At 41.1% G+C, this 13,465-nt stretch carries 11 protein-coding genes and 4 pseudogenes; 12 read left to right on the forward strand and 3 right to left on the reverse strand.

Annotation, left to right across the window (positions count from 1 at the left end; genetic code table 11):
* The first annotated feature begins 27 nt into the window (after positions 1-27).
* Complete coding sequence (locus P3L57_RS09335) at positions 28-648, forward strand: hypothetical protein (RefSeq protein WP_044155790.1); 621 nt, start codon at positions 28-30, stop codon at positions 646-648.
* A gap of 64 nt (positions 649-712) precedes the next feature.
* On the opposite strand, the gene P3L57_RS09340 is transcribed toward P3L57_RS09335, so the two are convergent.
* On the reverse strand, positions 713-1,480 hold the full coding sequence (locus tag P3L57_RS09340; protein WP_059292729.1) for an N-acetylmuramoyl-L-alanine amidase: 768 nt from the start codon (positions 1,478-1,480) through the stop codon (positions 713-715).
* Positions 1,481-2,010: 530 nt separating this feature from the next.
* Between P3L57_RS09340 and P3L57_RS09345 the strand changes: the two genes are divergently transcribed.
* The 7 genes and pseudogenes from P3L57_RS09345 to P3L57_RS09375 all read left to right on the forward strand — a co-directional run bounded on the left by P3L57_RS09345 (position 2,011) and on the right by P3L57_RS09375 (position 9,090).
* The gene (locus tag P3L57_RS09345) at positions 2,011-2,352 is read left to right on the forward strand and encodes a P-loop NTPase family protein (RefSeq protein ID WP_069486565.1); all 342 of its coding nucleotides are present in this window, start codon (positions 2,011-2,013) and stop codon (positions 2,350-2,352) included.
* Between the two features lie 338 nt (positions 2,353-2,690).
* Positions 2,691-3,659 carry a stage V sporulation protein K gene (gene spoVK / locus P3L57_RS09350; RefSeq protein WP_069486566.1) on the forward strand — a complete coding sequence of 323 codons (969 nt, stop codon included), beginning with the start codon at positions 2,691-2,693 and terminating at the stop codon, positions 3,657-3,659.
* Between the two features lie 131 nt (positions 3,660-3,790).
* Positions 3,791-5,053, forward strand: a complete 1,263-nt coding sequence (gene hflX / locus P3L57_RS09355; RefSeq protein WP_069486567.1) for a GTPase HflX — start codon at positions 3,791-3,793, stop codon at positions 5,051-5,053.
* A gap of 17 nt (positions 5,054-5,070) precedes the next feature.
* The gene (locus P3L57_RS09360; RefSeq protein WP_044155781.1) at positions 5,071-6,336 is read left to right on the forward strand and encodes a methionine gamma-lyase family protein; all 1,266 of its coding nucleotides are present in this window, start codon (positions 5,071-5,073) and stop codon (positions 6,334-6,336) included.
* A 109-nt stretch (positions 6,337-6,445) separates the two neighbouring features.
* Complete coding sequence (glnR, locus tag P3L57_RS09365) at positions 6,446-6,853, forward strand: transcriptional repressor GlnR (protein ID WP_010334345.1); 408 nt, start codon at positions 6,446-6,448, stop codon at positions 6,851-6,853.
* A gap of 57 nt (positions 6,854-6,910) precedes the next feature.
* Positions 6,911-8,245, forward strand: a complete 1,335-nt coding sequence (gene glnA, locus P3L57_RS09370; RefSeq protein WP_024121509.1) for a type I glutamate--ammonia ligase — start codon at positions 6,911-6,913, stop codon at positions 8,243-8,245.
* 138 nt (positions 8,246-8,383) lie between these two features.
* A pseudogene (locus P3L57_RS09375) lies at positions 8,384-9,090 on the forward strand (LysM peptidoglycan-binding domain-containing protein).
* A gap of 49 nt (positions 9,091-9,139) precedes the next feature.
* On the opposite strand, the gene P3L57_RS09380 reads toward P3L57_RS09375, so the two are convergent.
* Both P3L57_RS09380 and P3L57_RS09385 read right to left on the reverse strand, forming a co-directional pair.
* Positions 9,140-9,598 carry an SMI1/KNR4 family protein gene (locus tag P3L57_RS09380; RefSeq protein ID WP_059352948.1) on the reverse strand — a complete coding sequence of 153 codons (459 nt, stop codon included), beginning with the start codon at positions 9,596-9,598 and terminating at the stop codon, positions 9,140-9,142.
* Between the two features lie 14 nt (positions 9,599-9,612).
* Positions 9,613-10,128: pseudogene (locus tag P3L57_RS09385) on the reverse strand (HNH/ENDO VII family nuclease); the annotation flags it as partial.
* A 421-nt stretch (positions 10,129-10,549) separates the two neighbouring features.
* Here P3L57_RS09385 and P3L57_RS09390 point away from each other — a divergent pair.
* The 4 genes and pseudogenes from P3L57_RS09390 to P3L57_RS09405 form a co-directional block, all read left to right on the forward strand.
* Positions 10,550-10,705: pseudogene (locus P3L57_RS09390) on the forward strand (SunI/YnzG family protein); the annotation flags it as partial.
* Positions 10,704-11,958, forward strand: a pseudogene (locus tag P3L57_RS09395) (hypothetical protein); the annotation flags it as partial. The pseudogenes P3L57_RS09390 and P3L57_RS09395, both read left to right, overlap by 2 nt.
* 8 nt (positions 11,959-11,966) lie before the next feature.
* Positions 11,967-12,464, forward strand: coding sequence for an SMI1/KNR4 family protein (locus P3L57_RS09400; RefSeq protein WP_069486568.1), 498 nt, complete (start codon positions 11,967-11,969; stop codon positions 12,462-12,464).
* Positions 12,465-12,527: 63 nt separating this feature from the next.
* Positions 12,528-13,106: an SMI1/KNR4 family protein gene (locus P3L57_RS09405; protein ID WP_069486569.1), complete on the forward strand. Its 579-nt coding sequence runs from the start codon at positions 12,528-12,530 to the stop codon at positions 13,104-13,106.
* Positions 13,107-13,465: the final 359 nt, after the last annotated feature.

Raw genomic sequence — 13,465 nt, forward strand, 5'->3', positions numbered from 1 at the left:
AGGTTGAAATAGGAGGACGCAGTAATCATGGGAAAAATGGATGAAATCATCTTGGTCGCTCCGCGCGATGAAGTGTTTAAAAAAGAAAAATTGACTTTTCAAGGCGTAAACAGTGAAGATGCCCGAGTAGCAGAAATTATGGCTCAAATTGAGGCGACCTATTCTGAAATGAGAAGGGGAGACGCAGAAGAAGATCCTCATTATAAGCAGCCGATTCCTTATGTCGTCATTAAACGCGAGGATGAAGTTTTCCTTTATGAGCGGCTGGCTGGCGGCGGAGAATCACGTCTTCACAATAAGCTTTCTCTTGGCTTTGGCGGCCATATGAATCATATTGAAGGAGCTGCATCCTTTGCCGAGGTCTTAAAGCTGAACACAGACCGGGAGCTTGATGAAGAACTGCAAATCGAAGAAGAAGATAAGCAGGCCATTGTCACATTAGGTTTGATAAATGATGATGACAACAGTGTCGGTAAAGTGCATATCGGTATTCTATCTGCGCTTCAATTAAAGCCAGGCTCACATGTGGAAGTCAAAGAGAAAGAGCAAATCGCGGGTAAATGGATGAAAATTTCTGAACTAAAACAAACAGACATTTATAACCGTCTGGAAACATGGTCGCAATTCGTGGTTGACATTCTTGAATAAAAAAACCCGGTTTCTCATGAAGAGGAACCGGGTTTTTTATCAGGCATGCTCGTCCGCAGCAGTATTATGATTCTAGGAAGACCATAGCGTCAAAGCCGGTATTCTCAGCTCTGGCAGCAAGGGCATCGGCGTGATCTTTGGAAGAAAAAGCGCCGATCTGAACTTTATATAATCCGTCCTTTAAGAGCACAATGGCGTCAAAGCCCTTAGACTCTGCACTGCTTGCAAGATTGTCCGCATTTGCTTTGACCTTAAAAGCCCCGATTTGAACCTTATATAACCCTGAGTTGGATGTCTTTTGAAGGCTGAAGGCTTGCTCCAACCCGTTTGCATGTCCTCTTGCCAAGCTTTGAATAAAACTGCTCGTTTTAAGCTTGTTCGCATCAGTAACCGTATCAATAAAACCGTTTTCCGTAAGCAGGGCAGGCATTGAGGATTCCCTTAATACGTGAAAGTTTGCTGTTTTTTTACCGCGATCGGAAAAGTCAACAGCTTGTATGACTTCAGAGTGAATCTCCGATTGGTAAGTCGTTGTCGGTGCTCCGACTCCCGGATAAATGTAGCTTTCGAAACCTGTTCCGCCCCCGGAATTAATGTGAATGGATAAAAAGAAATCGGCTCCCCAGTTATTTGCAGCATTTGTCCGGTCGCTTAAGCTGACATATTGGTCGCTTGTCCGGCTCAGCAGCACAGTAACACCCTCATACTCATTCGTCAATATAGTACGTAAAGCTAAAGCGATTTGCAAGGTTAACGTTTTTTCTTGGAGACCATTGCCTGTTGCGCCTGGATCGGACCCGCCATGACCTGGATCAATAAAAATTTTAACCATTCTCCATCACCTCATTACAGGATATGAAAAAAGACGGCTTCTGCTTGTACGATTATCATCCGGCAGAAAAATGAGGAAATAACCCCTGTTACCCGAAAAATTATTTCTCGGGAAAGCGCACAATCCAACAGGATGCGACAGGAAGGTTGCTAAAAGTGTGCCTTCTAATCGGCTTAAAAAAGGGGGGATTCAATCCAATTCAGCAGAAAGCGGAGGGGGAAATGATGATGACATCCATATGCTGCTTCAGTCTTTTTGCGGCCCGACTGTGGTTTTGGAGGTCAGTCAGAACATACTCAATGGAAATAGCGTTCAGACATTCTTTTTGTTTCCTATTAATATCACTCATGGTTCGCATGGGTTAACGTTTATACTCACTCTTTTCCTCGGTGCCATTATTTTCGCTCCAGTTCTTCATCGGATTATTGGCATTTGTATTTGGAGAAGTATGGGGATTTGACATCATCCTAGGCTTAGTCTCTCAGGAAAGTTGATTTCCCGGGTGTTTTACCCGGATTTCTTCCAAAAAGTTGCTGGCTTTTATACATCATCCGAAAATCCTCTTTCTCGATGATCCGACAATCGGTTTAGATATCGTTGCGAAAAGAAGAATACAGCAATTTCTTCATCATGTAAATACTGAGCATAAAACGAGGATTCTTCTCACCTCCCATCAAATTGATGACGTTGAACGTTTATGTAAACGGATCATCCTGATTGATGAGGGAGAAATCAAATTCGACGGACCGAAAGAAAAGCTGTCACAATTGACGAACAGTAAGAGAAGCTCAGCTGTTGAAGTAGACGCTGTTCATGCAGACTGGGGTTTACTTTCATGTCAACCTACTGAAGTGAAAGGAAAGTATATCTGATAATTCACAAATCCCTCAGCTCATCACAAGCATATCTGCATAATATGCTGTTTTAATATAGAAACAACAGAGACCGCCCTTGAAAATATCTTGACTGAGGTTTATACCTCGAAGAAATATCGCCTTCATAGCTGATTGTTCTAACAAATTTACTGAAAATAAAATCTCTTGGTTTGTCCACCCTGTGTTCGTGAATACAATAAGAAATAAAGTATTTCTCGGGAAAGCGCAGGATTCCCCATTGTTCCCGAAAAAAAGCATTTGTTTCGACACATGATAGGCGTTTGTCACATAAGGCATACGCTTGAATATCATATAGAGAGAACTGAGAGGTGAAAATGTTGGAGCGCGCTGTGACTTATAAAAACAACGGACAGATCAACATTATTCTTAACGGACATAAGCAGGTGCTGACAAACGCTGAGGCAGAGGCGGAATATCAAGCGGCTTTGCAAAAAAACGAAGCTAAGCACGGCATTTTGAAGGAAATAGAAAAAGAGATGAACACACTGGTTGGAATGGAGGAAATGAAACGAAACATTAAGGAAATATACGCTTGGATTTTTGTCAATCAAAAACGTGCGGAACAGGGCTTGAAGGTGGGAAAGCAAGCGCTGCATATGATGTTTAAAGGAAATCCGGGAACTGGGAAAACGACAGTTGCGCGGCTTATCGGCCGGCTGTTCTTTGAAATGAACGTACTGTCAAAAGGCCACCTGATCGAAGCGGAACGCGCGGACTTGGTCGGGGAATACATTGGCCACACCGCCCAAAAGACGAGGGATTTAATCAAAAAGTCATTAGGCGGCATTTTGTTTATAGACGAAGCCTATTCCCTTGCAAGGGGCGGCGAAAAGGACTTCGGAAAAGAAGCGATCGACACGCTCGTCAAGCATATGGAAGACAAACAGCATGAATTCATTTTAATTCTTGCCGGATATTCACGGGAAATGGAGCATTTTTTATCATTGAATCCCGGTCTCCAATCCAGATTTCCCATCTCCATCGATTTCCCGGATTATTCCGTCAATCAGCTTATGGAAATTGCGAAACGAATGATCGCAGAGCGGGAATACCAGCTCAGTCAAGAAGCTGAATGGAAATTAAAGGATTACTTAATGACAGTCAAAAGCACAACAAGTCCCATTAAATTCAGCAATGGCCGTTTTGTCAGAAATGTCATAGAAAAATCGATCAGAGCGCAAGCCATGAGACTTCTAATGGGCGACCAATACTTAAAAAGCGATTTGATGACCATTAAAAGCCAAGATCTTTCAATCAAAGAAGACGCCGCTGGCTCGATATAGACCTCTTTCTGTGAGAGGTCTTTTTTTCTAATGTATTTCTTGCTTTTCACAGCAATCGATTTGTGGTATACACATGCAGGGTTTGGTATGATAATACTACTGCCCAATATGCAATAGAAAGGAACATCCATTTGAACGAACAAGAAACAAGACAGGAAAAGGCCATTTTAGTCGGATGTCAGCTGCCCCATATAACAGATGAGCATTTTGAAAATTCCATGGAAGAGCTTGCATCACTGACAAAAACAGCAGATGGAACGGTATTGACCAGCGTCACGCAAAAACGAAACCGGGCTGACGCAGCTACATATATAGGAAAAGGGAAGGTTGAAGAGCTGAAGACGCTCGTTGAAGAGCTTGAAGCCGATCTTCTTATTTTTAATGATGAACTGTCACCAAGCCAGCTGAAGTCCTTGGCAACTGCGATTGAAGTGAAAATCATCGACCGCACGCAATTGATATTAGATATTTTTGCGAAAAGAGCAAGAACAAGAGAAGGAAAGCTTCAAATCGAGCTGGCTCAGCTCCAGTATGCTCTCCCGCGTCTGACGGGACAGGGGATCAACCTTTCCCGGCAAGGCGGAGGGATCGGCGCGAGAGGACCGGGGGAAACAAAACTGGAGACCGATCGCCGCCATATTAGAAATCGCATTCATGAAATTAACACGCAGTTATCCGCTGTCATTCGCCATAGAAGCCGCTATCGTGAAAGAAGAAAGAAAAACGGTGTGCTGCAAATCGCTCTTGTCGGGTATACGAACGCGGGGAAATCAACGTGGTTTAACCGCTTGACAAGCGCTGACAGCTATGAAGAAGACCTTCTGTTTGCCACGCTGGACCCTATGACCAGAAAAATGGTGCTGCCAAGCGGCTACAGCGTGCTCCTGTCAGATACGGTCGGATTTATTCAAGATCTTCCGACGACACTGATCGCTGCATTCCGCTCAACGCTTGAAGAAGTAAAAGAAGCGGATGTGATTCTGCATCTGATTGATTCCTCAAATGAGGAGTACACAGGGCACGAAAAAACGGTGCTTCGCTTGCTGGAAGAGCTTGAAGCAGATGATATCCCGGTGCTGACGGCTTATAACAAACGCGATCAAAAGCTGCCTGACTTTATCCCGTCCGTTGGAAAGAATCATATCATGGTCAGTGCAAGATTTGAGGAGGATGCTGAAAAGTTTAAGGGAACCATCCAGCGTTATTTGCGCCAAGAACTGTTAATGCCTTTTGAAGCGCAGGTACCGGCAAGTGAGGGCAAGCTTCTCTCCAGAATCAAATCCGAAACGATGGTTGACCGTTTTCATTTTAATGAAGAAAACGAACAGTACGACATATCGGGATATGTACAAGAAGAGCAAAGTATCATCGGTGAATTGAAGAAGTATATGTAAGAAGGGAATACAAGGACATGTTCGAAACTTTAACACACGGAGATTTATTAAAAAAAACAGCAATGGAAGTGGAAACGGAAATTGCCGGCGTTCATAAACAAATAGAAGAAATCAGTGAACGCAATGAATGGAGAGTGCTTCAAAGCTATAGAAAACACAAGGTAAGCGACACTCATTTTACGCCGTCTACAGGATACGGCTATGATGACATCGGAAGAGATACACTTGAAAGCATTTATGCAGATGTGTTTGGCGGAGAAGCCGGGCTTGTCAGGCCTCAAATTATATCAGGCACACATGCGATTTCTATTGCTTTATTCGGTGTCCTCAGACCGGGGGACGAGCTGCTTTATATCACAGGCAAGCCGTATGATACGTTAGAAGAAATTGTCGGCGTTAGAGGCGGAGAAAATTCTGGATCGTTAAAGGATTTTCAAATCGGCTACAATGCGGTTGACCTGACTGAAGACGGAAAAATAGATTACGATGCTGTCGCTGCAGCTATCAATCCGAAGACAAAGGTGATCGGCATTCAGCGCTCAAAAGGATATGCCAATCGTCCTTCTTTCTTAATTAGTGAAATCAAAGAAATGATCCGCTTTGTAAAAGAAATCAATGAAAACCTTATCGTATTTGTGGACAACTGTTACGGAGAATTTGTAGAAGAGCTGGAACCTTGCCATGTAGGCGCCGATCTCATGGCGGGATCTCTTATTAAAAATCCGGGAGGCGGTCTTGCCAAAACAGGCGGGTACCTCGTTGGAAAATCTAAATGGATCGAGGCTTGTTCATACCGAATGACTTCACCGGGCATCGGCCGGGAAGCCGGAGCGTCTCTTTACTCGCTCCAGGAAATGTATCAAGGCTTCTTTTTGGCGCCGCACGTTGTGTCACAAAGCTTAAAGGGAGCGGTGTTTACAGCGAGATTCCTTGAAAAACTGGGCTTCACTTCAAACCCGAAATGGGATGCGAAAAGAACAGATTTGATACAATCCGTTGAGTTTTCCGACAGAGAAAAGATGATTGCCTTTTGCCAGGCCATTCAATATGCATCGCCGATCAATGCCCACGTGACGCCTTATCCAGCCTACATGCCGGGATACGAAGATGATGTGATTATGGCAGCGGGCACATTTATACAAGGAGCAAGCATTGAATTATCAGCTGATGGCCCTATCCGCCCGCCATATGTAGCGTATGTGCAGGGAGGATTAACCTATGCGCATGTGAAAAATGCCATATGCAGTGCAGTGGATTCTTTAATGGATAAGAAATTAATTTGAATAGTTTAAAATTTTCACTGAATTTCATGTTAAGAATCCTTACATGTTATTGACACAAAATATAACATCACCTATAATGAAACTAAGTTAAGAAAAGGAGGAAATTGAGATGAGTGATAACATTCGCCGCTCAATGCCTTTATTTCCAATAGGAATTGTCATGCAATTGACCGAATTATCAGCAAGACAAATTCGGTATTATGAGGAAAATGGACTGATATTTCCAGCTAGAAGCGAAGGAAATAGACGATTATTCTCATTTCACGATGTAGATAAACTGTTAGAAATTAAACACCTGATTGAACAAGGTGTAAACATGGCAGGAATTAAACAAATTCTGGCGAAAGCTTCGGCCGAGCCGGAACAGAAACAAAATGAGAAGACGAAGAAACCAATGAAACATGATCTGTCTGATGACGAACTGAGACAGCTCCTGAAAAACGAGCTTATGCAAGCCGGCCGTTTTCAAAGAGGAAATACATTCCGTCAAGGCGACATGTCCCGCTTCTTTCATTAATCCGTTAGCAACTGTTTTGCTATATACATTTACCTTTTAGAGGAGGAGTTTTACGAAATGGCAAAGTATACAAGAGAAGATATCGTAAAATTAGTAAATGAGGAAAACGTCAAGTACATCCGCCTGCAATTTACCGACATTCTTGGAACAATCAAGAACGTTGAGATTCCTGTAAGCCAGCTTCCAAAAGCACTTGATAATAAGGTCATGTTTGACGGATCTTCTATTGAAGGTTTCGTTCGCATCGAAGAATCAGATATGTACCTGTATCCTGATCTAAATACATTTGTTATCTTCCCATGGACAGCTGAAAAAGGTAAAGTAGCACGTTTCATCTGTGATATTTACAATCCGGATGGCACACCTTTCGAAGGTGACCCGCGAAACAACTTAAAACGGATTCTGAAAGAAATGGAAGACCTGGGCTTCAGTGATTTCAATCTAGGACCTGAGCCTGAATTCTTCTTATTCAAATTAGACGAAAAAGGCGAACCGACTCTTGAATTAAACGACAAAGGCGGATATTTCGACTTAGCTCCAACTGACTTGGGAGAAAACTGCCGCCGCGATATCGTTCTTGAGCTTGAAGAGATGGGCTTTGAAATCGAAGCATCTCACCACGAAGTAGCGCCTGGCCAGCACGAAATCGACTTTAAATATGCCGGTGCAGTCCGCTCTTGTGACGACATCCAAACGTTTAAACTAGTTGTTAAAACAATTGCCCGCAAACACGGTCTGCATGCGACATTTATGCCAAAACCGTTGTTCGGTGTGAACGGTTCAGGTATGCACTGCAATCTATCACTCTTCAAAGATGGCGTTAACTCATTCTATGATGCAAACGCAGATCTTCAGTTAAGTGAAACAGCGAAACACTTCATTGCAGGTATCGTGAAGCATGCAACAAGCTTTACAGCAGTAACAAACCCGACAGTGAACTCTTACAAACGTCTTGTTCCTGGCTATGAAGCACCTTGCTACGTTGCATGGAGCGCGCAAAACAGAAGCCCGCTTATCCGTATCCCGGCTTCCCGCGGCATCAGCACACGTGTTGAAGTGCGCAGCGTAGATCCAGCTGCGAATCCGTACCTAGCACTTAGCGTCTTGCTTGCTGCAGGTTTAGACGGAATCAAAAACAAACTAGAAGCGCCAGCTCCAATCGACCGCAACATCTACGTGATGAGCAAAGAAGAGCGCATGGAAAACGGAATCGTCGACCTTCCTGCAACACTTGCTGAAGCATTAGACGAATTCAAATCAAACGAAGTGATGGTCAAAGCTCTAGGCGAGCACCTATTCGAGCACTTCATCGAAGCAAAAGAAATCGAGTGGGATATGTTCCGCACACAAGTTCATCCTTGGGAGCGCGAACAGTATATGTCTCAGTATTAATCTCTCAATCCCTTGGCACTATTGGTGTCAGGGGATTTTTAAATTTTGGTCATAAGTTAAGAGATCGATATTTTTGGTCCTTGAACAAAATATGACCAATCAACAAGTTTCCACTTTGCAGTTGATGACACAAAGGTTATTCAAGGGCTGCCGTTAAATCGTAACGCATGGTACACAGGAGACGGCACAAACGGCACCGGAAACCGTAAGTCGATTGGCGTTGAAATCTGTTACAGCAAGTCAGGAGGCCCTAGATACAAGGCGGCAGAAAAACTGGCAATCAAATTTGTGGCGCAGCTGCTCAAAGAACGCGGCTAGGGTATTGATCGTGTGCGCAAGCACCAGGATTGAAACGGCAAGTATTGTCCGCACCGTATTTTGTCAGAGGGCAGATGGGACGAGGTTAAGGATGCCATCGAAGCAGAATTGAAGGCTCTAGGCGGGAAAACAACTTCTAAACCGTCATCATCTGCATCTAAAGATTTCGGGGGCACTTACACAGTTAAAAAAGGCGATACTCTTTCCGCGATTGCAAAAGAGCACAGGGTGAGTGTGGCAACCATGCAAAGCTTGAACGGTATCAAAAACCCGAACTTGATCCAGGTCGGCCAAGCATTAAAGCTCACAGCATCAAGCACTTCCAGCACTAAATCAAGCAGCAAAAAAAACGTCATATGCGCTGCCTTCTGGCATCTATAAAGTCACAAGCCCTATGCGAAATAAGGCGGATTCAAAAAGCGTTGGCTGCTCTTTATTTCTACCCGAACAAAGGGGCGAAGAATAACGGTATTGACTGCATTTATGGACCTAAGACTAAAGCGAAAATTGAAGTGAAATTGAAGTAATAAAAGAGCCTCTCATATAATGAGGGGCTCTAAATTGCAATCCTTTGACTTAATCGTCCCAGTCTTCATCATCGATCCAGTCGTCTTTCGCTTCTTCAAGCTCTTCTATTAAAAACTCTAGGAATGTGCTACCAACTTGTTTACCATATCCCTCTTGGTTATCCCAAAGGATGACAGGGCATTCTCCTTCTTTCATCTTGTTAGTGTCAAGACAATAAGAAAATTCATCAACATATTCGATCACTACAAGACCATCCGAAAGGTTATAATATTTTTTATATTCATTGGTCTGATCGACAACTTCAGCACCGTGAGAGTCATATCCGAGTATCATTGTACCGTATGCTCCCCCTGAACCATACTCAGTTAAAAACCATTTATAGCTGTCTGGAAGGGTTACATTAAGATCCTCTTCTATTTCTCTAATTTGATCTTCAGTGACTCCCCCGGTGAGAATTGAATTTTCTTTATTTTCATCAAAGAAAGTTTTCACTTTTGAATAATCCATTAAACTTTCACCTCTTATCCTTGGTTCTCAAATTGCTGAGCTCTCCATCTCCAATACCTTCTTCTGAAACTTTTTATATTGTTTATCAAGTACTGGATTATTTCTAAAACTCTGTCCATTCTCTTTTAATCCATGCAAAACATCACTGTACTTATTGTGCCAGCTTTCAGGTATCTCGAGCATATTTCCAGGCTCTTCTTGAATCAAATGATGCAAATTAATTTGGGTTCCATCTTTTGCAAAAGGAGCATTGCCATTTTTCATTAGTTAAAGATTCGTAAGGCCTTTCCGATTTTTTTGATTAAGATCAATATCTTTCATTGTATAGACTCTACGGCTTACATCTCTAGGTTGTCCTTTAACTTTGACCTTGCCACCTATTTCGTATGATTCATATTTTTCTTATTTAACCAAGGGACGTTTACTTTCTGACCTGTAAATTACTTTCTTGTTTCATCTAATTTTTTAGCAAGCTGAAGTAGCCTGTCTTTTGCGCTCACATCATTGATGACATTATACGGCATGCCACCTGCTACAACAACATCTTCTCGCATGACAAACGGTTTAATTGCTGTTAGTGGATCAGGAGTTTCATCAAGCTTTTTAGACACTTTTTTGACTGCAGCTTTTCCTGTTGTTTTTAGGTGTTTTTTATTTGTCTCATCTTATGGGGTCAATCCTGTCCGCCATTTTCAGTTTTTTTCTTTTGAACTGATCCATAAAGAACAAAGATAAACTCAGAATGTAGCAAAGTCTAATATTACTTTCTTCAGCTTCATTTCCTCTTTAGAATTTTTGTTTTCTATCTATATCGGTAGAACATGAATAATTACAATCCGGGATTCAATTATTATGAATTAATTTTTCCTTAACATGTTCTTTTTTCAGTCTATGTTTGATCAGGTCATGTTAAAATTTTACTGAATTTATAGTCAAAAGGGGAACGTGCTTATGATAGGGGTCAAAGTTAAAAAATCAAAAGAAAACTTAGTAATCAATTGGCAATTATCCAAAATTGAAATTCCAATCAAAGAAATTAACGATGTATTCCTTGATCCAAACTATGGGGGAGAGGAAAAAAGTGCGGTAAGGATTGGGTTTCCTTATCGATAAGCTAAACAAACTTGATGAGGATTTAAAAACTGAGTACGCTGAGACTGAGCCAAACGAACAATTTATTCAGCAAGATTTTAAAAAGATGCAGGAATCAACAGGGAAAGGGAAAAACGCTACTCCGATTCACTATAATGCAAAAGCATATAGAGAAAGTGACATACATAAGAAAAAAGGTGATATTGAGAAGCATTCTGAATCTTACTTAAGCGTTAAGAACGAAGAAGCAAAAGAACGTGAAATCAAGGAATTAAAGAAAAAACTTAATGACGGTGTGTCTGATCCTGATGAATACTTAGAGATCGCTAAGAAAGTAGGCTACGAGAATCTGGAGCCAGCTCAAGTTCAGCTTGCGGTACAAATCGAACAAGCGAAGCAGCTAGAAGGAGCTAGAAGGAGCAGGAGAAATCACCTGGGATATCGTAAAAGGTGTAGGAGTTGGTTTATACGATGTTGGAAAAGACACTGTAACCGGCTTATGGGACTTCATCACCGATCCAGGAGAAACACTCTCAGCACTGGGGAATGCAGTTATTCATCCAGTGAAAACATATGACGCTATTTCAGCAGCAATAGAAGAGTCATATCAAAAAGATATGGTGAATGGGGATGCCTATTCTAGATCAAGGTGGGTAACCTATGCTGTTGGTTCAGTGGCTGTAGCTGTTTTTGGAACCAAAGGTGCAGGAGCCATTAACAAAGCTGATGCAGCAGGCAAGGTAATAAATAAAGCTAGTCAAGCAGGGAAGAAAATTAAGGACGTCAAGATTCCAGATTTGCTGCCTTATAACCCTAAGTACGATCTTGCTATGGCAGGGGACGTGCCATACAATGTAGTGGATGGAGAAAACTTGAAAAATCAGCTAATGAGTTTTGCTAAAGGGTCAGATAAAGAAGTAAAACCTTTCGATGTCGTTGATTATAGACCAAGTAACAGTCCTTTAGAGAATCATCACGGTGTAATGGACGTATGGGCCAAACATAATGTTCCGAATTATGTGAGTAGAGGTAGTAATACGCCAACAGTAGCTTTAACTAAGGAGCAACACAATGCTACCAAGAAAGTTTATAGAGAATGGTTATATGAAAAAACAGGGAAAAAAGTTGGCGGTAAAGTAAATTGGAAAGAAGTATCACCTAGGGAAATACAAGAACTTACTGAGAAGATGTTTGATGCTGCTAATGTTCCTAAAGAAGCGAGACAGCAATATTATAACGCATTTAATCAATACAACTTTAGAAAGTAGGTGCGGACTTGAGCATTGATATGTTAATCAAGAAGATTGCTTCCACATCAGACTGTCGGCTGTTTGAAGCTGATGGTCTCCCAATACTAGAAGAGAAGCATCAACTACCAATAGATATTAGTGAATTTTATGAACAATGTGGCGGTGCAGTTTTATTTGAAAATGCGGAGTATCCAATATACATAGTAAGACCAGATGAGTTTAAATTGGCTAATCCCATTATTGTTGGGGAACTCTGTGAAGAAGACATTTCATCCGAGTGGTATATTGTTTGCACGGATGGAAAAGGAGAATACCTAACAATTGACTTAAACGAAGAGCGAAAAGGAAAATGCTATGACAGCTTTTTTGATCGACATGGAATAGTCGGCGAAACACAAGTGATAGCAAGTTCATTTACTGATTTAATACAACGACTGCTTGAGAATAAGGGTAAACATTGGTATTGGTTAAGGGATGATTATATATCACTAGGCGATGCATATGATGGCGTAGAAATTGAATAATCTATTAAACAAAAGTATTGCAATTGTTCATTGCTAAAGATGTGCAATGCGGAGGGTATTAAAATGAGCTTCACTAAGATCGAACAAAAGTTGAAAGAGTTTACGATAGATGCTGAAACAAACCCTAGCATTAATACAAATGAACAACTTAAAGAGCTTGAAAAAAATATAGGCAATCAATTACCTTCAGATTATAAGGACTTTTTGAAGAAATATGGAGGATGTTATCTAGGAAGTAAAAAAACAACAGATGAGATTGAGTATGACGTTTGCTATAAACCTATAGAGAAAGACCCTTGGATGGGTAAGGACGTTAATACACAATTGTTAGAAGGTTTTTATGATTTAGCGAACGATCATAACAGTCTTCAGAAAGCAATCGATACATATTCTGATCGCTTTCCTAGAAATATTATTCCTATTGCAAGTTCCGCAGGTGGGAATGAAATATGCATGGATATCGATAATGAAATGATATTGTTTTGGGATCATGAATTAAGTTATCCCAATAAAGGCTTTTTCCTGATTGCCAATTCGTTTGAGGAGTTTATCTTAAGTTTAGTTGATGAACCAATTGAATCTGATAAAGAAGATGATGGAATTCTCTACATTAAATTAGATGATGATTTATTAAACTGTTAAGCAAAAGTATTGCAAATAAGACCGAAACTTATTGAATCTGAGCTCATATGATATACATTAAGGTATCAAGGTTATTGATGGCATGATACTGAAAAGGAGTGAGATTCATGGGAGGATTTTATTTCTTTGGTGGTTTGATTTTAGCTTTTCTAATAGGTGTTGGTTTATTATCTCTTGGTGCTTATATGCTTTGGAAACTTATAATGATGCGCTAGGTTTGATGGAAGCTGGGATTTGATTTTTAAAAAAGCTATTTGCTTAACCTCACTTTTTGTAAGTTGGAAATATTTTTATGCTTTAGAAGCTGTACTGTAGGCTTAGTTGAAGATAGGACTGCTGATACGATTAACACAATAGCA

This window comes from Bacillus sp. B28 (assembly GCF_029536185.1).
GTDB classification, from domain to species: Bacteria; Bacillota; Bacilli; order Bacillales; family Bacillaceae; genus Bacillus; species Bacillus halotolerans.

Coding starts and splice junctions, on each gene's coding strand:
- P3L57_RS09335 (WP_044155790.1), top strand. CDS start 28: ATGGGAAAAATGGATGAAATCATCTTGGTCGCTCCGCGCGATGAAGTG.
- P3L57_RS09340 (WP_059292729.1), bottom strand. CDS start 1,480: ATGGTTAAAATTTTTATTGATCCAGGTCATGGCGGGTCCGATCCAGGC.
- spoVK (WP_069486566.1), top strand. CDS start 2,691: ATGTTGGAGCGCGCTGTGACTTATAAAAACAACGGACAGATCAACATT.
- P3L57_RS09360 (WP_044155781.1), top strand. CDS start 5,071: ATGTTCGAAACTTTAACACACGGAGATTTATTAAAAAAAACAGCAATG.
- glnR (WP_010334345.1), top strand. CDS start 6,446: ATGAGTGATAACATTCGCCGCTCAATGCCTTTATTTCCAATAGGAATT.
- glnA (WP_024121509.1), top strand. CDS start 6,911: ATGGCAAAGTATACAAGAGAAGATATCGTAAAATTAGTAAATGAGGAA.
- P3L57_RS09380 (WP_059352948.1), bottom strand. CDS start 9,598: ATGGATTATTCAAAAGTGAAAACTTTCTTTGATGAAAATAAAGAAAAT.
- P3L57_RS09405 (WP_069486569.1), top strand. CDS start 12,528: ATGAGCTTCACTAAGATCGAACAAAAGTTGAAAGAGTTTACGATAGAT.